Source organism: Bradyrhizobium aeschynomenes (genome assembly GCF_013178945.1).
Lineage (GTDB): Bacteria > Pseudomonadota > Alphaproteobacteria > Rhizobiales > Xanthobacteraceae > Bradyrhizobium > Bradyrhizobium aeschynomenes.
On the sequence record NZ_JABFDM010000001.1, the window covers coordinates 132,488 to 154,166 of the forward strand.

General features: G+C 67.9%; 19 protein-coding genes. 12 read left to right on the forward strand and 7 right to left on the reverse strand.

Features of this window, described 5'->3' with window-relative positions; genetic code table 11:
- Window positions 1-4: 4 nt before the first annotated feature.
- Entirely contained in the window at window positions 5-292 is a 288-nt protein-coding gene (locus HL666_RS00575; protein ID WP_172179366.1) for a hypothetical protein, read from the forward strand.
- A 300-nt stretch (window positions 293-592) separates the two neighbouring features.
- On the opposite strand, the gene HL666_RS00580 is transcribed toward HL666_RS00575, so the two are convergent.
- The 5 genes from HL666_RS00580 to HL666_RS00600 form a co-directional block, all read right to left on the reverse strand.
- Window positions 593-1,378, reverse strand: coding sequence for an ABC transporter ATP-binding protein (locus HL666_RS00580; protein ID WP_172179368.1), 786 nt, complete (start codon window positions 1,376-1,378; stop codon window positions 593-595).
- Window positions 1,375-2,148, reverse strand: coding sequence for an ABC transporter permease (locus tag HL666_RS00585; RefSeq protein ID WP_172180154.1), 774 nt, complete (start codon window positions 2,146-2,148; stop codon window positions 1,375-1,377). Before HL666_RS00585 ends, HL666_RS00580 begins: the two co-directional genes overlap by 4 nt.
- Before the next feature lie 177 nt (window positions 2,149-2,325).
- Complete coding sequence (locus HL666_RS00590) at window positions 2,326-3,270, reverse strand: ABC transporter substrate-binding protein (protein WP_172131533.1); 945 nt, start codon at window positions 3,268-3,270, stop codon at window positions 2,326-2,328.
- A gap of 130 nt (window positions 3,271-3,400) precedes the next feature.
- On the reverse strand, window positions 3,401-4,138 hold the full coding sequence (gene hutC, locus HL666_RS00595; RefSeq protein WP_172179370.1) for a histidine utilization transcriptional repressor HutC: 738 nt from the start codon (window positions 4,136-4,138) through the stop codon (window positions 3,401-3,403).
- Window positions 4,135-5,493: a formimidoylglutamate deiminase gene (locus tag HL666_RS00600; protein WP_172179372.1), complete on the reverse strand. Its 1,359-nt coding sequence runs from the start codon at window positions 5,491-5,493 to the stop codon at window positions 4,135-4,137. The genes hutC and HL666_RS00600 overlap by 4 nt, the downstream gene beginning before the upstream one ends.
- An 88-nt stretch (window positions 5,494-5,581) precedes the next feature.
- On the opposite strand from HL666_RS00600, the gene hutI reads away from it, so the two are divergent.
- The 10 genes from hutI (at window position 5,582) to HL666_RS00650 (ending at window position 17,749) form a co-directional block, all read left to right on the forward strand.
- The gene (hutI, locus tag HL666_RS00605) at window positions 5,582-6,796 is read left to right on the forward strand and encodes an imidazolonepropionase (protein WP_172179374.1); all 1,215 of its coding nucleotides are present in this window, start codon (window positions 5,582-5,584) and stop codon (window positions 6,794-6,796) included.
- Window positions 6,793-8,340, forward strand: coding sequence for a histidine ammonia-lyase (gene hutH / locus HL666_RS00610; RefSeq protein ID WP_172179376.1), 1,548 nt, complete (start codon window positions 6,793-6,795; stop codon window positions 8,338-8,340). The genes hutI and hutH overlap by 4 nt, the downstream gene beginning before the upstream one ends.
- 9 nt (window positions 8,341-8,349) lie before the next feature.
- A complete protein-coding gene (gene hutU, locus HL666_RS00615) occupies window positions 8,350-10,020 on the forward strand; it encodes a urocanate hydratase (protein ID WP_172179378.1) in 1,671 nt (556 codons plus the stop codon).
- An 82-nt stretch (window positions 10,021-10,102) separates the two neighbouring features.
- Window positions 10,103-11,149, forward strand: a complete 1,047-nt coding sequence (gene bchI / locus HL666_RS00620) for a magnesium chelatase ATPase subunit I (protein ID WP_172131814.1) — start codon at window positions 10,103-10,105, stop codon at window positions 11,147-11,149.
- A complete protein-coding gene (locus HL666_RS00625; RefSeq protein WP_172179380.1) occupies window positions 11,146-12,885 on the forward strand; it encodes a magnesium chelatase subunit D in 1,740 nt (579 codons plus the stop codon). Before bchI ends, HL666_RS00625 begins: the two co-directional genes overlap by 4 nt.
- A gap of 133 nt (window positions 12,886-13,018) precedes the next feature.
- Window positions 13,019-13,987, forward strand: a complete 969-nt coding sequence (locus tag HL666_RS00630; protein ID WP_172179382.1) for an alpha/beta fold hydrolase — start codon at window positions 13,019-13,021, stop codon at window positions 13,985-13,987.
- A gap of 48 nt (window positions 13,988-14,035) precedes the next feature.
- A complete protein-coding gene (bchO, locus tag HL666_RS00635) occupies window positions 14,036-14,941 on the forward strand; it encodes an alpha/beta fold hydrolase BchO (RefSeq protein WP_172179384.1) in 906 nt (301 codons plus the stop codon).
- Between the two features lie 51 nt (window positions 14,942-14,992).
- Window positions 14,993-16,531: a phytoene desaturase gene (locus tag HL666_RS00640; RefSeq protein ID WP_172179386.1), complete on the forward strand. Its 1,539-nt coding sequence runs from the start codon at window positions 14,993-14,995 to the stop codon at window positions 16,529-16,531.
- Window positions 16,528-17,568, forward strand: coding sequence for a phytoene/squalene synthase family protein (locus tag HL666_RS00645; RefSeq protein WP_172179388.1), 1,041 nt, complete (start codon window positions 16,528-16,530; stop codon window positions 17,566-17,568). Before HL666_RS00640 ends, HL666_RS00645 begins: the two co-directional genes overlap by 4 nt.
- Before the next feature lie 37 nt (window positions 17,569-17,605).
- Window positions 17,606-17,749: a hypothetical protein gene (locus HL666_RS00650; protein WP_172114258.1), complete on the forward strand. Its 144-nt coding sequence runs from the start codon at window positions 17,606-17,608 to the stop codon at window positions 17,747-17,749.
- A gap of 423 nt (window positions 17,750-18,172) precedes the next feature.
- Here the strand turns inward: HL666_RS00650 and HL666_RS00655 are convergent, their stop codons facing one another.
- Both HL666_RS00655 and crtD read right to left on the reverse strand, forming a co-directional pair.
- The gene (locus tag HL666_RS00655) at window positions 18,173-19,036 is read right to left on the reverse strand and encodes a carotenoid 1,2-hydratase family protein (protein WP_246741423.1); all 864 of its coding nucleotides are present in this window, start codon (window positions 19,034-19,036) and stop codon (window positions 18,173-18,175) included.
- On the reverse strand, window positions 19,033-20,637 hold the full coding sequence (gene crtD, locus HL666_RS00660; RefSeq protein ID WP_311975691.1) for a 1-hydroxycarotenoid 3,4-desaturase CrtD: 1,605 nt from the start codon (window positions 20,635-20,637) through the stop codon (window positions 19,033-19,035). Before crtD ends, HL666_RS00655 begins: the two co-directional genes overlap by 4 nt.
- A gap of 46 nt (window positions 20,638-20,683) precedes the next feature.
- Here crtD and HL666_RS00665 point away from each other — a divergent pair, with 46 nt between their 5' ends.
- The gene (locus tag HL666_RS00665; protein ID WP_172114260.1) at window positions 20,684-21,553 is read left to right on the forward strand and encodes a polyprenyl synthetase family protein; all 870 of its coding nucleotides are present in this window, start codon (window positions 20,684-20,686) and stop codon (window positions 21,551-21,553) included.
- The last annotated feature ends 126 nt before the right edge of the window (window positions 21,554-21,679 follow it).

The window sequence follows — 21,679 nt, forward strand, 5'->3', positions numbered from 1 at the left end:
TGCCATGGCGTTTAACCTGTCCAAGCGGCGCGTGATGCCGGACCTCGCCGATGCCCTGCGCCTCGCCGCGGCGCCGACCTTCGCGCTGATGGCCGTGCTGAACGCCATGGCCCGCGACGGCCGGGCAGATGTGATCTGCTCGGCCATGCCGGCGGGCGCCCCGCTCGGCGATATGGCGGTGATGTATCTGCTGATGAGCGTGTTTCACCTGGTGCCGTGGGTGAGGCGGATGCGGCGGGGGGCTCCGAGGTCTTTGGCTGACGAGGCACGACTGCCGCAGCATGGCCGTTAGTTGTCGACTAGCCTAGCTCGCGGCAAGAGACCCCTCACCCGAGCGAGCCCGCGGAGAAGCTGGCGATGCCCTCTCCCACAAGGGGCGAGGGCGCTGTATCGCGCAGTTTTGTCGCGGCTAGCATGGGAAAGGGAAGGTCTCGGTTTGAGTCGACACAGTGCTCGCTACTGCGCCCTCGCCCCTTGTGGGAGAGGGCATGTAGGACAGTGCGGCTGGTTCGCTTGGGTGAGGGGTATGCTTCCGCGTGCGCCGCTGCCTGGAGAGCGCGCAGCCGAACCACCGCGTACCCAGCTCGTGACCTCACGCCTCCGCCGCCACCTTCAACGCTTCCGCGCGGATCTCCTCCACCAGCCGCTCCTTCAGCGCAACGAACTCCGGCGAGGTCTTGATCTTGTAGGATCTCGGATGCGGCAGGTCGATCTTGATATCCGCCTTGATCCGGCCGGGACGCGCGCTCATCACCAGCACGCGGCTGCCGAGGAAGATCGCCTCCTCGATGTCGTGGGTGACGAACAGCACCGTCTTCTGGTCGCGCTCCCAGATGCCGAGCAGCATCTCCTGCATCAGCACGCGGGTCTGGTTGTCGAGCGCGCCGAACGGCTCGTCGAGCAGCAGGATCTTCGGATCATTGGCGAGCGCGCGCGCGATCGCGCAGCGCTGCTGCATGCCGCCGGAGAGCTGCTTCGGCCAGTGGTTCTCGAACCCCTTCAGGCCGATCTGCTGGATGAAGCGGTCGGCGACGGCGTTGCGCTTGCCCTCTGGCACGCCGCGCTCGCGCAGGCCGAAGGCGATGTTCTCGCGCACGGTCAGCCAGGGAAACAGCGTGTAGGACTGGAACACCATGCCGCGATCGGCGCCGGGGCCTTTGACCTCGTGGCCATCGAGCAGCACCTTGCCGCTGGTCGGATGATCGAGGCCGGCGACGATGCGCAGCAGGGTCGATTTGCCGCAGCCGGAGGGGCCGAGAATGGTGACGAAGTCGTTGTTGCCGATGCTGAGATCGACCGGCTCCAGCGCGCGCGTCGGTGCGTGGCCCTGGCGGGCCGGGAACGTGCGCGTGACCTGATCGATGACGAGTGTGGTCATGCGAGCTTCCACGGGAACAGCCAGGCGTTGAACGCCTTGAACAGGAAATCCGAGATCAGGCCGATCAGGCCGATGACGATGATGCCGAAGATGATCTGCCCGGTGTTGAGCAGCGCCTGGCTGTCGGTGATCATGTGGCCGATGCCGGAGGATGAGCCGATCAGCTCGGCAACGATGACATAGGTCCAGGCCCAGCCGAGCACGAGCCGCAGGATCTCGGCGATATCAGGCGCAGCCGACGGCAGCAGCACCCGGCCGATGATGCCGCGGTCGCTGGCGCCGAGCGTGTAGGCGGCCTCGACCAGATCGCGCCTTGTGTTGCCGACGGTGACGGTGATCATCAGGATGATCTGGAACACCGAGCCGATGAAGATGATCAGGAGCTTCTGCAACTCGCCGATGCCGGCCCACAGGATCAGAAGCGGAATGAAGGCGGAGGCGGGCAGATACCGCGCGAACGAGACGAACGGCTCGAGGAACGCCTCGATCGGCTTGTAGGCGCCCATCAACAAACCGAGCGGAACGGCAATGGCAGCCGCGAGCACGAAGCCGCCGACCACGCGCCAGACGGTCATGCCGATGTCGTAGAGGAAGCCGAACTTGACCAGCAGGTCCCAGCCCTCACGCAGCATGGTCAGGGGGTCGGCCAGGAACGTCTTCGACACATAGCCGCCGAACGTCGCCAGCGACCACGCGGCGACGAACAGCACGAAGAAGGCGAGGCCGAGCGCTGTTCTTGATCGGGCGCTGACGGGATCGAGAGGTCGGATCACGGAGAAGGCTTTCGTGGGCTGGCGCGGGCAGCAGGCAGACGCGGCTTTTTGTTTGACGCATCAACGCCGTCATTGCGAGGAGCGAAGCGACGAAGCAATCCAGAGCCCCACCCTGCGGCCCTGGATTGCTTCGCTCCGCTCGCAATGACGGATCATTGAGAGCGGAGCATTAAGTTACTTGATGAAGCTCGCATCATACAGATCCTCGACCTTCGGGATCTGCTTGATGATGCCGACCTCGAGAAGCAGCTCCGCGGCCTCCTTGTTGAAGGTCTTGAACTCGGTCTCGAAGAACTTCTGGCTCGCGGCCTTGTCCTGCCAGCGGAGATACTTCGCCGAGTTGCCGAACTGCTCGCCGCTCTGCTTCACGTCGGCGCCCATGATCTCGTAGGCCTTGGCCTGGTCCTTGCCGATCATCTCCAGCGCCTCGAAATAGCTGTCGGCGAGCGCCTTGGCGGCCTTCGGGTTCTCGGTCAGGAATTTCGGCGTGCAGCCGAAGGTATCCATCACCATCGGATAATCGAGCGTGGTCGCGATGATCTTGCCCTTGTCCGGGGCGGCGCGCACGGTCGACAGATACGGCTCATAGGTCATGGCGGCATCGTTCTGGCCGGAAACGAAGGCCTGCGCGGCGGCAGCCGGCTCGAGGTTCACGATGGTGACGTCCTTCACCGTCAGCCCGTTCTTCTTCAGCATCCAGGCCAGCCCGAAATAGGGCGAGGTGCCCGGTGCGGACGCGGCGACGGTCTTGCCCTTCAGGTCCTTGATCGAGGCGATGTCGTTGCGCACGGCCATGCCGTCTGCGCCGTAGCTCTTGTCGAGCTGGAAGATCTGCTTGGTGGCGACGCCGTTGGCGTTCCAGGAGATCCAGGTCTCGACCGTGGTCGCCGCGCACTGCACGTCGCCGGCAGCGATCGCGAGGTGACGGTCCTTCTGCGGGATCTTCTTGATGGTGACGTCGAGGCCGTTCTTCTTGAAGATGCCGGCTTCCTTCGCCAGGGTCAGCGGCGCGAAGCCCGTCCAGCCGGAAATGCCGATGCCCACCTTGACGTCGTCGGCAAGAGCGGCGGTGGAGGCCAGGAGCGCGGCCGTTACTGCAAGCAGTCCAAGTTTGCGCATCGTCGTCATCCTTTGCTGTTGAAAGAAGGTGTTGGAGCGGTCCGCGGTCGCCCGCGGTGACCGCATGTCTCTGCAAGCGCTGTTCGCTTGCTTGCAAATCTCGTGCTCAGATCCGGCGCGATTGCCATGCTCATTCGCTGCCTCTGAAGCGCGCGACCAGCCGATGCTGTTCGCCGGGATAGACCAGCCTGACAGCGGTAAGTGGCTGGCCCTGGCGCCAGGTGTGGCGCTCGATGACGAGGCAGGGCGCGCCGACGGCGATGTCGAGGCCAGCTGCGATCGCATCGTCGGCAATGATGGCGCTGATGGCATGCTCCGCCTCGGTCCAAGGCACGTGATGCAGCAGCCACGAGCCCGGCGGATCGATCTTGAAATTGGCCTTCGCCGCGTCGGGAACGGCATCGAGATCGATCAGGCGGTCCTCGATCGCGAACGGCAGGCCGTCGGCGCTGTGACGGCAGCGGATCGCGATCACCTTGCACGGCGTCTTGACACCGAGGCGCTCGCGATCGGCGCTGTTGGCGGTCCGGCGCGCCGACGAGATCAACTCATAACCATAGGCGCGGCCGAGCGCGCCGATCTCGGCACGGATGTCCGGGATCTTCAGCACCGCCGACAGGAATTGCGGCCGCCGCACGAACGTGCCGGCACGACGACGCCGCTCGATCAGGTCGGCCTGCGCGAGTTCCGACAGCGCCTTGTTCACGGTCATGCGCGAGCAGCCATAGTGCTCCATGATCTCGTGCTCGAACGGGATGCGGTGGCCCGGCGGCCATTCGCCGGTGAGGATGCGGCGCTCGATGTCCTGTCGGATCGTCTTGTAGAGCGTGCCGGCGCCCGGCTTGGTGCTGGTCTCGGCGAGGCTCATGCGAGCAGCCTCCGCACGGCCCGATTGAAGCCGCGCCGGGCCGCCTCGCGCGACCGGTGATGGCCGCCCTGGACGACCTTGGCGCCGCCGGCCCAGACGCAGTCGACGGCCTCGGACGACGTCGCGAATATCCAGCCGTCGAGCAGCGCATCTTGCGTCCGCCCCACAAGCGACGGATGCGACAGATCCAGCGTGACGATATCGGCCCGGCCGCCGACCTGAAGCCCAGCGGTGGATTGCGCCAGCGCCTGCGCGCCACCAGAGAGAGCGGTGTCGAACAGCGTGCGGCCCGTCGACGCATTTGGACCTGACGTCAGCACGTTGCGTTCGCGATGCGTCAGCCGCTGGCCATATTCGAGCTGGCGCAGCTCGTCGCTGACGCCGACCAGCACGTTGGAGTCGGTGCCGATGCCGATGCGGCCACGCGCGCGCAAGAACTCGCGCGCCGGGAAGATGCCGTCGCCGAGGCTGGCTTCGGTGACCGGGCAGAGGCCGGCCGTCGCGCCGCTCTTCGCGAGCGCCGCTGTTTCGTCCGCCGTCATATGCGTCGCATGGATCAGGCACCAGCGGGCGTCGACGGCGTGATGATCGAGCAGCCATTGCACGGGACGCCGGCCTGACCAGGCGAGGCAGTCCTCGACCTCCTTGACCTGCTCGGCGGCGTGAATGTGGACCGGGCCGCCGTCGGCGAGCGGCAGCACGGCCGTCAACTCGTCCGGCGCCACCGCCCGCAGGCTGTGCGGCGCGATGCCGAGATTGGAGCCGGGAAGCGAGCCGATCGCCTTGCGGGCGGCCGCCAGCAGCTTGGCGAACTGATCGACATCGCAGATGAAGCGCCGCTGTCCGTCATGCGGCGCCGCGCCGCCGAAGCCGCCATGTGCGTAGAAGCTCGGCAGCAGGGTCAGGCCGATCCCGGAGGTCTGGGCCGCACCGGCGATGCGCACCGCCATCTCGGCGATATCAGCGTAAGGCGTGCCGTCGCGATCGTGATGCAGATAGTGAAATTCGCCGACCCGCGTGAAGCCGCGCTCCAGCATCTCGACATAGAGCAGCGTTGCGACCGCCTCGACGTCCTCCGGGCGCATCGATAACGCGAAGCGATACATCGTCTCGCGCCAGGTCCAGAACGTGTCGGTGGAATGGCCGCTGATCTCGGCAAGCCCTGCCATGCCACGCTGGAAGGCGTGGCTGTGCAGGCTGGCGATGCCGGGGATCGCGACCTCATGCTGCTCGTCGTCGGAGGTCGGAGGAACACCCGCGGAGACCTGGGTGATCGTGCCGTTGCTGATGACGATCTGCACGTCCTCGGCCCAACCTGCGGGCAGAAGCGCGGATGCGAAGTGCAGTGACGCCATGATCGATTGACCCGCTGGACAGGACGGCAGAAGCGAGTTTATGTATAGACATATCGCCCGTCAAGCTTTCGTGAAGGTGGGAGGCAGCATGGTCCAGCGTTTCGACCGGATCTGGCAGAATGCGCGGCTCGCGACCCTGCGCGAAGGGCAGCCGGGCCTTGGCGTCGTTGACGATGGGGTGATCGCGGCGCGCGACGGCCGTATCGTCTTCGCCGGTCCGCAATCGGACTTTGCCGCCGACGCCGATGCGCCGGAGCGGGTCGACTGCGAGGGACGCTGGATCACGCCGGGTCTCGTCGATTGCCACACCCATCTGGTCTACGGCGGCGACCGCGCCCATGAGTTCGAACTGCGCCTCGCTGGTGCGAGCTATGAGGAAATCGCGCGCGCCGGCGGCGGCATCGTGTCCACCGTGGCCGCTACGCGGGCCGCGAGCGAGTTGGAGCTCGTCGCCAGCGCGCTGCCGCGGCTCGATGCGCTGCTCGCAGAAGGCGTGACCACGATCGAGATCAAGTCCGGCTATGGCCTGGAAACCGCGACGGAGCTGCGGCAACTGTCCGCCGCCCGCGCGATCGGCAGCAAGCGACAGGTCGGCGTGCGCACCAGCTTCCTCGGCGCTCACGCGCTGCCGGCGGAGGCGGGCGGCGACAAGGATCGTTACATCGATCTCGTCTGCAACGAGATGCTGCCGGCGGTCGCGAAATCCGGCCTTGCCGATGCCGTTGACGCGTTCATGGAGAACATCGCTTTTTCCGCTGACCAGACGGCGCGCGTTTTTGCTGCTGCTCACGCGCTTGGCCTGCGCGTGAAGTTGCATGCGGATCAGCTCTCAAATCTCGGCGGCGCCGCGCTCGCAGCGGAGTTCGGTGCGCTTTCGGCTGATCACCTGGAGCACACCGACGAGGCCGGCGCTGCGGCCATGGCGCAGGCCGGCACGGTCGCCGTGCTGTTGCCCGGCGCGTACTACTTCATCCGCGAGACGCAGAAGCCTCCGGTCGAGCTCTTCCGCAAGCACGGTGTCAAGCTTGCGTTGGCGACCGACTGCAATCCCGGCTCGTCGCCACTGACCTCGCTGCTGCTGACCATGAACATGGCCGCGACCCTGTTCCGGATGACCGTCGATGAATGCATCGCCGGCGTCACGCGCGAAGGCGCGCGCGCCTTGGGCTTGTTGGCCGAGACCGGCACGCTCGAAGCCGGCAAGTGGTGCGATCTCGCGATCTGGGACATCGGCCGCCCGGCCGAGCTGGTCTATCGCATGGGCTTCAATCCGCTGCAGCAGCGTGTCTGGAGAGGGCAATGAGCACGATCATCGCAGAGCCGGGCCGCGTCAGCTTCGATGATCTCGCGCGCGTCTACACCGGCGCGTCGCTGACGCTCGATTCCGCGTATTGGCCGCGCGTCGAAGCGGCGGCGGCGATCGTGGCCAAGGCAGCGCAGGGCGCCGAGCCCGTCTATGGCATCAATACCGGCTTCGGCAAGCTCGCCTCGAAGCGCATCCCGCCCGACCAGACAGCGCAGCTCCAGCGCAACCTGATTCTCTCGCATTGCTGCGGCGTCGGCCCCGCAACGCCTGAGCCGGTCGTTCGCCTGATGATCGCGCTCAAGATCATCTCGCTCGGCCGCGGCGCCTCGGGCGTCCGGCGTGAGATCATCGCGCAGTTGCAGGCGATGCTGGCGCGCGGCGTCTGTCCGTTGGTGCCGCAGCAGGGCTCGGTCGGCGCATCCGGCGACCTCGCGCCGCTCGCGCATATGACGGCGGTGATGATCGGCGAGGGCCAGGCCTTCCTGGACGGCCGGCTGGTGCCGGGCCGCGAGGCGCTGGCGCGCGCGGGTCTCAGCCCGGTCACGCTCGGGCCGAAGGAAGGGCTGGCGCTGATCAACGGCACGCAGTTCTCGACGGCCTACGCGCTCGCCGGCCTGTTCCGCGCGCATGATCTGCTGAACGCCGCGCTGATCACCGGCGCGCTGTCGGTCGACGCGGCGATGGCCTCGACGGCGCCGTTCCGGCCGGAGATCCAGGCGCTGCGCGGGCAACCCGGACAGATCGCAGCCGGCTGCGTGCTGACCGAACTGCTCGACGGCAGCGCCATCCGGCTGTCGCATCTCGAAGGCGACGAGCGCGTGCAGGATCCGTATTGCCTGCGCTGCCAGCCGCAGGTCGCCGGCGCCGCGCTCGATCTGCTGACTCAGGCGGCACGTACACTCGTGACCGAAGCCAATGCCGTCACCGACAATCCGCTGGTGCTGGTCGAGACCGGCGAGATCATCTCCGGCGGCAATTTCCACGCCGAGCCGGTGGCCTTTGCCGCCGATCAGATCGCGCTCGCGCTATCCGAACTTGGCGCGATCAGCGAACGGCGCATCGCGACGCTGGTCGATCCCGCGCTGAATTTCGGCCTGCCGCCGTTCCTCACGCCGGAGCCCGGTCTGAACTCCGGCTTCATGATCGCCGAGGTGACGGCCGCGGCGTTGTTCGCCGAGAACAAGCAGCGCGCGCTGCCATGCTCGATCGATTCCACGCCGACCAGCGCCAATCAGGAAGACCACGTGTCGATGGCCGCGCATGCCGCGCGACGGCTGCACGACATGGCCGACAATCTCGCTCATATCATCGGCATCGAGCTGCTCGTTGCCGCGCAGGGCATCGAGCTGCGTGTGCCGCACGGCACCAGTGCGGCGCTCTCGGCGGTGATCGGCGCACTGCGCGTGCACGTGCCGGCGCTTCAGAATGATCGCTACATGGCTGACGATCTCGCAAAGGCTGCCGCGCTCGTGGCCGGCGGTGCGCTGGCCAGGGCGGCGGGTGCTGCACTTGGACGCGACGTGTTTCCCAAGCTTGGATGAGAGGGACCCATGAACCGACGCCTCGACAATGAACGGGTGATCCGCGCGCCCCATGGCAGCGACATCAGCGCCAAGAGCTGGCTCACGGAAGCGCCGTTGCGCATGCTGATGAACAATCTCGATCCCGATGTCGCCGAGAAGCCGAGCGAGCTGATCGTCTATGGCGGCATCGGCCGCGCTGCGCGCGACTGGGACAGCTTTGACCGTATCGTCGCCTCCCTGCGCAAGCTCGAAGCCGATCAGACGCTGGTCGTGCAGTCCGGCAAGCCGGTCGGAATCTTTCGCACCCATCCCGACGCGCCGCGTGTCCTGATCGCCAACTCCAACATCGTGCCGCATTGGGCGACGCTCGATCACTTCAATGCGCTCGATAAAATGGGCCTTATGATGTACGGCCAGATGACGGCCGGCTCCTGGATCTACATCGGCAGCCAGGGCATCGTGCAGGGCACCTACGAGACTTTTGTGGAGGTCGGCCGCCGCCACTACAATGGCGATCTCGCCGGCAAGTGGATCTTGACCGCCGGCCTCGGCGGCATGGGCGGCGCGCAGCCGCTGGCCGCGACCATGGCCGGCGCCTCGATGCTCGCCGTCGAATGCCAGCCGAGCCGCATCGAGATGCGGCTGCGCACCGGCTATCTCGATCGCCAGGCCGCGACGCTCGACGAGGCGCTGGCGTTGATGGCGGAGGCCGCGACGACGAAGAAGGCTGTGTCGGTTGGTCTGCTCGGCAACGCGGCAGAGATCTTCCCCGAGCTGGTGCGCCGCGGCGTGCGGCCGGACATCGTCACCGACCAGACCAGCGCGCATGATCCGATCAACGGCTATCTGCCGAAGGGCTGGACGCTCGCCGAATGGGAAGCCAAGCGCGCGTCCGACCCGAAAGCGGTGGAGCAGGCGTCCAAGACCTCGATGGTCGGCCATGTCCAGGCGATGCTGGATTTCCACGCCATGGGCATCCCGACGCTCGACTACGGCAACAACATCCGCCAGATGGCGAAGGACATGGGCCTCGCCAATGCGTTCGATTTCCCCGGCTTCGTGCCGGCCTATATTCGCCCGCTGTTCTGCCGAGGCATCGGCCCGTTCCGCTGGGCGGCTTTGTCGGGCGATCCCGATGATATCTACAAGACCGATGCCAAGGTGAAAGAGCTGCTGCCCGACAACAGGCATCTGCACAACTGGCTCGACATGGCCCGGCAGCGCATTAAGTTCCAGGGGCTGCCGGCGCGGATCTGCTGGGTCGGGCTCGGCGATCGGCATCGCCTCGGGCTTGCTTTCAACGAGATGGTGGCGCGCGGCGAATTGAAGGCGCCGATCGTGATCGGCCGCGATCATCTCGATTCCGGCTCGGTCGCGAGCCCCAACCGCGAAACCGAGGCGATGAGGGACGGCTCCGACGCGGTGTCGGACTGGCCGCTGCTGAACGCGCTGCTCAACTGCGCCAGCGGCGCGACCTGGGTGTCGCTGCATCATGGCGGCGGCGTCGGCATCGGCTATTCGCAGCATGCCGGCATGGTGATCGTCGCCGACGGCACGGCGGATGCGGCGCGGCGGCTGGAGCGCGTGCTGTGGAATGACCCGGCGACCGGCGTGATGCGCCACGCCGACGCCGGCTACGAGGACGCCATCGCCTGCGCCGAGGCCAACGGCCTCGATCTGCCGAGCCTCACTCGTTAAGTGCTGGTGGGTTGAAGAGCGGCCCCTGATTGTGGTCTCATGCCGCCAACGCGGCCGAGACGCCGCGATGCAGGGGACGCTCATGGGAATAGCCTTTCCGTTCTCGGCCATTGTAGGCCAGGACGAGATGAAGCTGGCGCTGGTGATCGCCGCCGTCGATCCCAAGGTCGGCGGTGTGCTGGCCTTCGGCGATCGCGGCGCCGGCAAGTCCACCGCGGTCCGCGCGCTGGCCGCGCTGTTGCCGCCGATGAGCGCCGTGGTCGGCTGTCCCTATCAATGCGATCCGGCCGATGCCGCCGCGCAATGCGCCGACTGCCGCGCACGCTCCAAGCCGGGCGGCAAGGGCAAGAAGCCGGCCGCGTTGAAGGCGCATGAGGTGCCGGTGCCGGTGATCGACCTTCCGCTCGGCGCCACCGAGGATCGCGTCGTCGGCGCGCTCGATCTCGAGCGCGCGCTGGCCCATGGCGAGAAGTCGTTCGAGCCGGGGCTGCTGGCGCGCGCCAACAGAGGCTTTCTCTATATCGACGAGGTCAACCTGCTGGAGGATCATCTCGTAGATCTCCTGCTCGACGTCGCGGCCTCCGGCGAGAACGTCGTCGAGCGCGATGGCCTCAGCATCCGCCATCCAGCGCGCGTGGTGCTGGTCGGTACTGGCAATCCGGAGGAGGGCGAGCTGCGGCCGCAGCTGCTGGATCGGTTCGGGCTCTCGGTCGAGGTCAAGACTCCCAGCGATCTGCCGACGCGCATCGAGGTGATCAAGCGCCGCGATGCGTTCGAGACGGATCCCGTCGCTTTCGTCGCGCATTGGGAGAAAGAGGAGGCGAAGCAGCGCAAGCGCATCCTGGCGGGCCGCGCGAACATCGGCTCAGTGAAAGTCTCCGACCGCGAGCTGGAGCAGGCGGCGCGTCTGTGCATGTCGCTCGGCACCGACGGTCTGCGCGGCGAGCTGACCTTGATGCGTGCGGCGCGCGCGGCAGCGGCGCTCGACGGCGCCAAGGCGGTCGATGACGGCCATCTCAAGACGGTCGCGCCGATGGCGCTGCGGCACCGTCTCAGGCGCAACCCGCTCGACGATTCCGGCTCCTCGGTGCGGGTCGAGCGCGCGCTCAACGAGCTGTTCGCATCGTGAGCGACGGCGCGGCGATCTGGGCCGATGCAATGATTGCCGCCGCGCTGGCTGCGATCGATCCGGGGGCTGCGTCTGTGCTGTTGCGTGCAGGCGCCGGGCCGGTGCGCGAACAGTGGCTCGATCTGTTGCGCGAACTGACTCCGAGCACGACGGCGGTTCGCAAGCTGCCGCCGTCGATCTCCGACGATCGCCTGCTTGGTGGCCTCGATCTGGCCGCGACCCTGCAGGCGGGACGCCCCGTGATGCAGCGCGGGCTGCTTGCCGAGGCCGATGGCGGCGTATTGATGGCGGTGATGGCCGAGCGCATCGCGCCGTCGACGATTGCTCATCTCACCGCCGCGCTCGATACTGGCTCGATCAGTATCGAGCGGGATGGCCTCTCGTTGCGCGCGCCAGCGCGGTTCGGCTTGATCGCGCTCGACGAGGGCATCGATGACGAACGCGTGTCGCCGGCGCTCGCCGATCGCCTTGCCTGTCATCTCGACTTCGGCGCGGTCGCGCGCGCCGATCTCGGCGAGAGCCTGTTCAAATCGACGGACATCGCGGCCGCGCGCGAATTGCTGCCGCAGGTTCGTCTGTCCGACGACGCGATCGCTGCGCTGACGACGACGGCCGTCGTGCTCGGCATCGACTCGCTACGGGCGCCGCTGCTCGCGTGTCGCGTGGCGCGCATCGCGGCGGCCCTTGATGGCGGGACTGATGTCGCCGAGTCGCACATCGCCTGCGCTGCGCGGCTGGTGCTGGCGCCGCGCGCCACGCGGCTGCCGGCGACGGAGGATGACGCTGGCAGCAACGACGCGCCGGAGCCGTGCGACGATCAGCCTGAGAGCGAGGAGGATCACAGCAACGACGGCCCGCTTGAAGACCGTGTGCTCGAGGCGGCACAAGCCGCTATTCCCGCCGATCTGTTGAAGCGCTTGCAGGACGAACGCGCGGCGCGTACGCGGGCGAGCAGCGCCGGCCGGCAGGGCACCGCGCAGAAGGCGCCGAAGCGCGGCCGCCCGATCGGCTCGCGCCGTGGCGAGTGGCGAGCCGGCGCGCGGCTCAACGTGCTCGAGACGCTGCGCGCGGCGGCGCCGTGGCAGCCGCTGCGGCGGCGGACACAACCCGCCGGCAAGAGCAGCCGGCTGATCGTGCACAAGGACGACATTCGCATCACCCGCTTCAAGCAGCGCTCGGGCACCACCACGATCTTCGTCGTCGATGCCTCCGGCTCCTCGGCGCTGCAGCGGCTCGCCGAGGTGAAGGGCGCCGTCGAGCTGCTGCTCGCAGAGTGCTACGTCCGCCGCGATGAGGTGGCGCTGATCGCGTTCCGCGGCAGGAGCGCGGAGCTGCTGTTGCCGCCGACGCGCTCGTTGACCCGCGCCAAGCGCAGCCTTGCGGGCTTGCCCGGCGGCGGCGGCACGCCGCTGTCGGCCGCGATCTTCGCTGCGACCGAGCTTGCGCTCGCCGTCAAAGCCAAAGGCCAAGCGCCGACCATCGTCCTGATGACCGACGGCCGCGCCAATGTCGCGCGCGACGGCGGCGGCCGCAGCGAGGCTGAGGCGGAGGCGCTGGTGGCGGCGAAGCAGCTGGCGCTGACGGGCATCCCTGTCGTGCTGGTCGATTCGTCGCCACGGCCGCAGGACAAGGCGGCGCAGCTCGCAGGCGCGATGCAGGCTCGCTACGTCGCGCTGCCCCATGCCGATGCCACCCGGTTGTCGCAGGCGATCATGGCCCAGGCTGGCCGCGGCTGAACGGCTGGAACCGACGACGTCAAGCGGCGTTCCCAACCGCGACTGACAAGCGGCGCCGTCAACGTTATGCTGTCCCATGTCGGATGCATCGGGCGCCCGCGCCACCGACGAGATCCCGAGAGAGGAGCACGCCATGCAGCTCGCGTCCGCCGCACAGCGCGACCATGCCACCGCCCTGCGCGAGCCGTCGATGCCGCCGCCGCTGGCCGCGCCGCGCTTCGAACTCGCGGATGCGCGCACCGGCCGCATCGCCTGCTATGGCGAAGATCCTGGCGCGGCGTCCGAGCACCGGCCGCTGCTCTTGATCCACAGCGTCAATGCCGCGGCGACGGCCTACGAGATGAAGCCGCTGTTCGAGCATTATCGCAACGTCCGTCCGGTCTATGCGCTCGATCTGCCCGGCTTCGGCCTGTCGGACCGCGCCGACCGCATCTACACGCCGCGCATCATGACCGATGCGATCCTGCTGGCCGCGAACGAGGTTCGCCGTCGCCACGGCGATACGCCAATCGACGCCATCGCGCTGTCGCTCAGCTGCGAATTCGCGGCGCGCGCCGGCACCGAGGCGCCGAACCTGTTTCGCACGCTCGGCCTGATCAGCCCGACCGGCTTCGATCGCCGCGCCGAAGCAGCGGTCAAGAAGGGCGGCGACAAGGATGCGACCCGCGCGATGCCGTGGCTGCGCAACATCTTCACCGTGCCGCTGTGGAAACACCGCTTCTTTTCGCTGCTGACCTCGCGCGCCAGCATCCGCTTCTTCCTGCGGAAGACTTTTGGGCGCAAGGACATCGACGAGGGCCTGCTCGAATATGACTACATCACCACCCACCAGCCCGGCGCCGAGAACGCGCCGTATTCCTTCGTCTCCGGCTACATGTTCAGCGTCCATGCGCTGAAGCTGTACCAGGCGCTGGCGATGCCGGTGTGGATGGTGCATGGCGTGCGCGGCGATTTCGTCGATTACCACGGCAAGCATGCGGTCGAAGGCCTGCCGAACTGGCAGATCGAGGTGATGCAGACCGGAGCGATGCCGCATTTCGAGCAGCTTGATAAAGTCATCGCGGGCTACGATGATTTCCTGGCGCGCGCCGCCGGCGCGTGAGCCGCTCCGGCGCGGGCTGAAGCGCCGCCTGCAATGGTCGTCGTCGGCATGAGCGACAAGCCGAGCTGGAGCATCGACGGGCGCACCTGGCCCAATCGCGAGGCGAGCCGTTTCGTCGACGCCGGCGGGATTCGCTGGCACGTCCAGGTCATGGGCGAGGGGCCGGTCGCGCTATTGGCCCATGGCACGGGAGCAGCAACCCATTCCTGGCGCGATCTCGCGCCGCTGCTCGCTAGGCATGTCACGGTCGTGGCGCCGGATCTCTCCGGCCACGGCTTCACCTCCACGCCGAACTGGCAGCGGCTGTCGCTCCCGGGCATGTCGCGTGATCTCGCCACGCTGTGCGAGCAGCTCGCGATCACGCCCGAGATCGCCATCGGCCATTCCGCGGGCGCGGCGATCCTCACGCGGATGACGCTCGACGGCTTGATCGCGCCAAAACTGATCGTTAGCCTCAATGGAGCCTATCTGCCATTCGGCGGTCTTGCGGCGCAGTTCCTGTCGCCACTCGCCAAGATGATGGCGCTGAATCCGCTGGTGCCGCGGCTGTTCGCCTGGCGCGGCCGCGATCCGGCGGCGGTGCATCGGTTGCTCAAGGCGACGGGATCGACGCTCGATGCCAATGGCGAGCGGCTGTATCGCCGCCTCGTCGGCAGTCCCGGTCATGTCGGTGCCGCGCTGGAGATGATGGCAAATTGGGACCTCAACCCTCTGGTGCGCGACCTGCCGCGACTGAACACCGCGCTGCTGCTCATCGCCGCGACCCACGACCACGCCATTACCCCTGACGTCGCCCGGCGCGTGCGCCAATTGGTGCCGCAGGCGCAGCTCGAACTGCTTGATGGGCTTGGCCATTTGGCTCATGAGGAGCAGCCGGCGCGGATCGCGGAGCTGATCGTCGCGGCCGCCGAGCGGCTCGGCGTCCCCGCAGTGCAGCAGGAAATGTCAAACTAAATTGACATTTTTGACTGGCGGAAGCGTCAATTTCAATTTACGCTTTTCGCCATGCTCGACGTCTCCACCATCAAGGCCGCTATTCCGGCTGCGCTCGGAGACCGGCCGCATGCGGTCGTGGTCGGCTCCGGCTTCGGCGGGCTCGCCGCGGCGGTCCGGCTCGGCGCGCGCGGCTATCGCGTCACCGTGTTCGAGCAGCTCGATGCGCCCGGCGGCCGCGCCTATGTGCATCGCCAAGACGGCTTCACCTTCGACGCCGGCCCGACCATCGTCACGGCGCCGTTCCTGTTCGAGGAGCTGTGGCAGCTGTGCGGGCGGAAGATGTCCGACGACGTCACGCTCAAGCCGATCTCGCCGTTCTATCGGATCCGGTTCGACGACGGCACCGTGTTCGACTGCTCGGCGGATCCGGTGGCGATGCGCGCCGAAGTCGCGCGAATTTCACCCGGCGATGTCGACGGCTACGAGCGCTTCATGAAGGCGAGCGAGGCGATCTTCAGAAAGGGGTTCGAGGAGCTCGGCGATGTGCCGTTCCTGTCGCTGCTCGACATGGCGAAGATCGCGCCGGCGATGATCAAGCTGCAGAGTTTTCGCTCGGTCTATGGCCTCGTCTCGCAGCATGTGCGCGATGAGCGGCTGCGTATCGTCCTGAGCTTCCATCCGCTGCTGATCGGCGGCAATCCGTTCACGACGACGTCGATCTATTGCCTGATCGCCTATCTCGAGCGCCGCTGGGGGGTGCATTTTGCGATGGGCGGCACTGGCGCACTGGTCACCGGTCTCGTCCGCTTGATCGAAGGGCAGGGCGGCCAGGTGCACTGCTCGGCGCCCGTCGCCGAGATCACTACGAAGAATGGCGTTGCCACCGGCGTGCGTCTGGCCTCCGGCGAGACCATCGCCGCCGACGTCGTCGTGTCCAATGGCTGCGCTGCCTGGACCTACAAGCACCTGCTGCCATCCGTGCCGCGCCGGCGCTGGACAGATGCCCGCATCGATCGCGCGCGCTACTCGATGAGCCTGTTCGTCTGGTACTTCGGCACGAGGCGCCGCTACGACGACGTCGAGCATCACACCATCCTGCTCGGCCCGCGCTATCGCGGGCTGCTCGACGACATCTTCCGCCGCAAGGTGCTGGCGGATGATTTCAGCCTCTATCTGCACCGGCCGACCGCGACCGATCGGTCGCTGGCGCCCGAGGGCTGCGATGCGTTCTACGTGCTGTCGCCGGTGCCGCATCAGCAGAGCGGCATTGACTGGGCAGCCACCGCCGAGCCGTTCCGCAGGCGGATCGAGCGGGCGCTGAGCGAATCGCTGTTGCCGGATCTCGCGAGGCAGATCGTCACGTCGCGGCTGCTGACGCCGGACGATTTCGAGCATCGCCTGTCCTCCTATCGCGGCGCGGCGTTCGGGCTCGAGCCGGTGCTAATGCAGAGCGCTTGGTTCAGGCCGCACAACAAGAGCGAAGAGGTCGACCGGCTGTATCTGGTCGGGGCCGGAACGCATCCCGGAGCCGGACTGCCGGGCGTGTTGTCGTCAGCGCGCGTGCTCGATGAGCTCGTGCCCGCGCCGCATGAGCTGGAGCGCCGATGAGCCGGGACGAGGACATCGCGATCTGTCGTCGGCTGTTGCGGGGCGGATCGAAGACGTTCTTCGCCGCCTCGAAGGTTCTGCCGCGGACGGTCGGCGATCCCGCCATTGCGCTCTATGCGTTCTGCCGCGAGGCAGATGACGCGATCGATGGTCCCGGTCGCCGCGTCGACGCCATCGAGGTGCTGCATGAGCGGCTCGACCGGATCTACGCCGATCGTCCCGAGGATCGTCCCGTCGATCGCGCCCTCGCCGGCGTGGTCGCGCAGTTCGCGATTCCGCGCGCGCTGCCGGAGGCGCTGCTCGAAGGCCTCGCCTGGGACGCCCAGGGCCGCCGCTACGAGACGCTGAGCGACGTGCTCGCCTATGCCGTGCGCGTCGCCGGCACCGTCGGCGTGATGATGTCGCTGTTGATGCACCGGCGCGCTCCGGAGACCATCGGGCGCGCCTGCGATCTCGGCATCGCCATGCAGCTCACCAATATTGCTCGCGACGTCGGCGAGGACGCGCGTGCCGGCCGGCTCTATCTGCCGCGGCAATGGCTGCGCGAGGCGGGACTCGACGTCGACACCTGGCTGGTCGCGCCCTATTTCGACGACCGCGTCGGCCGCGTCACCGCGCGGCTGCTCGCAATGGCCGACGTGTTCTACGCACGCGCCGCGGCCGGCATCGCCGATCTGCCCCTGACCTGCCGTCCAGGCATCAACGCTGCGCGGCTGATCTATGCCGAAATCGGGCGCGAGGTCGCGCGGGCAGAGTTCGATTCGCTGTCGCAGCGCGCCTTCGTCTCGATGCCGCGCAAGCTGCAACTGCTCGGCAAGGCCGCGGTGGTGTCGCTCACGCCGGTGCAGCCATCGCTGGCGCCGCTGCGGCCCGAGGCGCGCATCCTGATCGATGCCGTGATCGCTGCGGATGCGCAGCGCCCGCATGCGATCGCTCGGCCGCGCCGTACGCTGCAGGACCGCGCGCTGTGGGTGATCGATCTGTTCGAGCGGCTGGAGCGACGCGACCAGCTGTCGCGCTCGGGACGGGCGTCGTAGCGAAGCGCGATGAGTGAGACGCCATGAGTGAGACGCCATGAGCGAGATGGGCGGCCTGCTCGAATTCGTCGTCGTTGCGATGTGCGGGCTCGGCTGGCTCGTGCTCGAATGGCAAGGCCGCCGCCTCGACCGCCGGCGCGCCGAGCGTGAGGCGGGGGAGCGCGCGGAGGAGGAGCGGTAGCAGTAGGGCGGGCAAAGGCGCGCCTACGTCGTCGCGACGAGCAAAGATGACCGTGCGCGCCGTGCCCACCGCCCCGCGTGCGGGATGCGGATGGTGGGCCCGCGGCGTCCCGCCGCGTTCGCGCCTTTGCCCACCCTACGGCAGCGCGTTCGGAGCTGTCGATTGGATCGCAAACGCATCGACAAACACCGCTGTCGTCCCGGCCTTGAGCCGGGACCCATACCCCCAGGGAGCGGTTTGAGGCAGACAGGCGATTGGCATTTTGTCCGTCATGTCCGCCGCGGCGTATGGGTCCCGGATCGGCGCCCCGCCGCGCTCGCGCGCGTCGTGGCTTGTCCGGGACGACACCGTATGCTGTCGCGCGACTGCTGCAAATCCGCGCGTTCGCCCGCGACTGTGGCTAACGTCGCGCCTATCAATCCCTCACCACCGCGGCATCCGGAACGGCAGCATGGCCTGCACGATCGGCATCTGGAAACGGTCGAGCGACAGGCTCTCGTGCATGACGGCGGCGTCCTCGCCACGGATGCGCGCGGCGAGGTGGCTGCGGGCATAGAAGGGAGCGTCCTCCAGTGTGCTCACGACGCGCACGGATGTATCAGCGTCGGCGCGGGCGCTGCGGTCGACGCGCCACAGCGTCTTGCGCAACGGTGATTCGAGGAGTGGCGCGATCCGCTCGAGCTTGGCGTCGGGATCGACATGCAAGGCGATCGTCTTGTCCACGCCCCCGCGCGCGACGGTGTCGTAGGAGACCACGGTGCCGGTGCGGGTCGCGGCACGCGACCATTGCCAGCTCGTGAAATCGCGCTCCAGCGGTGCATCGCCGTGGTTGATGTCGAAATAGCCGTCGCCGCGCCAGTGCAGGTCGGGATGGTCGAAATCGACCGAGACGCGGCAGCAGGGCGCGATCGGCTGCCAGCGATGGCGCCCCTCGGCATCGAGCGTGAAGGCGATCTCGTTCAGCGCGGTCGGGACCACGCGTACCTTGCCGCGCAACGGCAGCGGCCAGGGCACGGTGACCTCGTTGACCTCGATCATGAGCTCGCGGCCGTTCCACTCCAAGTGGCTCGGTCCGACGGCAAAGCGCTGGTTATCGCGCGCGATCGCACGGCTGCTGCGCTCGGTCATCGACCAGCGCCGCGCGCGTGCGCCATACAGCGCCACGTTCAGTGCGCAGTGGTTCTCCGGATCGGCCGGGCCGCGCCGCCGCGCCCACGCATAGTACGGCGAGAACACGCTGCCGACGAAGGCGATGATGGTGAGGCCGAAGCGGCCGTCGTCGCTCAACGCGTCGACATACCACCACGCATAGCCGTCCTTCGGGACGGCGCGGTCGAAGCGAGGTCCAGAATCGCCCTGGCGGCTGCCATCCGTCCCGACAACGCCGCCATCGGCACGCCCGGTCCCGGATGCGCGCTGCCCCCCGCCACGTACAGGCCCGGCAGCTTCGTCTGCGCGCCCGGCCGCTGAAACGACGCCATCCAGCCGTGCGAGCTGCGGCCGTACAGCGCGCCCCCCGTGCCCGGAAACATCCGGTTGAAATCCGCCGGTGTCGTCACGCGCGTCAGTTCGGGCGTCGTCGCGACGCTGAGGCCGCAGCGCTGCAACAGGTCGAAGGTCTGGCGGGCACATTGGCTGATCTCCGAGGGCGGAAAGCGATGCTGGTCACCTGATGCGGGCGCGTTGATCAGCACGAACAGCGGCTCGTTGCCGCCGTTCTCGCGCGGCTGGTCGTCGCGGTCCTGCGCGCAGACATAGACTGTGGGCTCGGCCGGCATCGCGCGCCGCTCGATCAACTGATCGAACTCGGCACGGCTGTCGCGCGAGAAGAACACGTTGTGACGCAGCAGCGGAAAGCCGTCGGCGCGGGCCATGCAGCTCCAGGTCATCGCCGACAGCGAGCGAGCATTTTCCGGGGTGGCCGGCAGCGCGCGCGCGGCCTCCGCGCCGAACAACCCCTGCGCAAGCGCGGCGACATCGGCGGTCGCGATCACGGCGTCGGCGGCGATCTGCTCGCCATCGGCAAGGCGCACGCCCGCGGCGCGGCCGCTCGCCGTGACGATGCCGGCGACGTCGCTGTCGGTGCGGATGCTGACGCCGTGCCGCTGCGCCAGCGCCGCGAGACACGCCGCGAGCTCGTGCATGCCGCCGTCGATCGACCAGACGCCGGCCTGCTCGACATGGGCCACCAGCATCAGCGTCGCCGGCGCGTGGAACGGCGACGAGCCGCAATAGGTCGCGTAGCGTCCGAACAGCTGCTGCAGCCTCGGATCACGGAAATAGCCGCCGAGCGCCTTCCACATGGTCTGGAACGGTCGGATCGCGGTGAGGTCGCGGAAGCCGGCATTGCGCAGGAGATGCGTCATGCTCGGCGCCGGCGTCCGGATGAACGGATCCCTCAACGTCTCGAAGATGCGGCGCGCGTCGCGGCAGAAGGCGCGATAGCCCTCGGCCTCGCTGCGTCCGGCGAGCCGGCCGATCGCATCCGCCGATCTCTCTTCATCGGCAAACAGGTCGAGCGTGCGGCGATCGGTCCAGGCATGACGGGCGAGGATGTCGAGCGGCGTCAGGGTGAGATGATCGTCGAGCGAGCTGCCGATCGCGGCGAACAGCTCGTCGAACACCCAGCGCATGGTGAACACGGTCGGGCCCGAGTCGATGCGCGCAGTCCCGATCGCGATCTGGCGCATCTTGCCGCCCAGCGTGGGCGCGCGCTCCAGCACCGTCACCTCGGCTCCGCCGGCCGCAAGGGTGAGCGCGGCACTGAGGCCGGCGATCCCGGCGCCAACCACGATCACGCGGTGATCGGCCATCTCCCGCACTCCTGTCTGTCCGGTCTGACGTAGGAAATGTCTAGCATGATTTACACTATGGGTGTAAGTTGTAATTTACATAGGCGATGGCCCGTTGGCCGTCGCTGCAGGGGAGGCTGGCATGGACGTGATGGCCCGGATTGAAAAATCCCTCGTCGCAGCGGTGGCATTGGCCGACCGGCCGGGATGTCCGCCCCGCCTCTCCGCCGCCATGCAGGCCGCCGTGTTCCCCAAGGGGGCCCGCGTGCGTCCCCGTCTCTGTCATGCGGTGGCCGCGGCGTGCGGCGACGACGAGCCGGCGGCGACAGATGCGGCGGGATCGGCGATCGAGCTGCTGCACTGCGCCTCGCTGGTGCATGACGATCTGCCGTGTTTCGACAATGCCAAGCTGCGGCGCGGCCGGCCGTCGGTGCATGCCGCGTTCGGCGAGCCGCTCGCGGTGCTCGCCGGCGATGCGCTGATCGTGCTCGCGTTCCAATCGCTCGCCAAGTCGCGCTGCTCGCCGGTGCGACTGGCGCGACTGATCGAGACCATCGGCGACGCCGTCGGCGTGCCGCATGGCATCGCCGCCGGCCAGGCCTGGGAATGCGAGCCGGAGATCGATCTCTCGCACTATCATCGCTCCAAGACCGGCGCGCTGTTCGCGGCCGCGACCGTGTCCGGCGCGGCGGCGGCGGGGCATCCCGATCCCGGAGCCTGGCGCAGCCTGGGCGAGAAGATAGGAGAGGCCTATCAGGTCGCCGATGATATCCGCGATGCGGCCAGCGATGAGGAAGAGGCGGGCAAGCCGGTCGGCCAGGATGCCAAGCTCGGGCGGCCCAACGCCGTGCTGATTTATGGTCTCACCGGTGCCGTCAGCTATCTGCACGATCTCGTGTCCGACGGCATCCGCACCATGCCGCCCTGCGCCCATGCCCACGAGCTGCGCGTGCTGATGGAGCAGGAAGCCAAGCGCCTGGTGCCGCGCCGTCTCGCCGCGTCGGCGGCGTGATGGTTCGGCCGCGTTGAATGGCATCGCTCGCGCCGCGCGCACAGTGCCCACCCTCCCCTGGAGGGGGAGGGTGGCCGCGCCTGCGCGCAGCGGCAGGCGCGGCGGTGTGGGGTGACAGACTTTCCG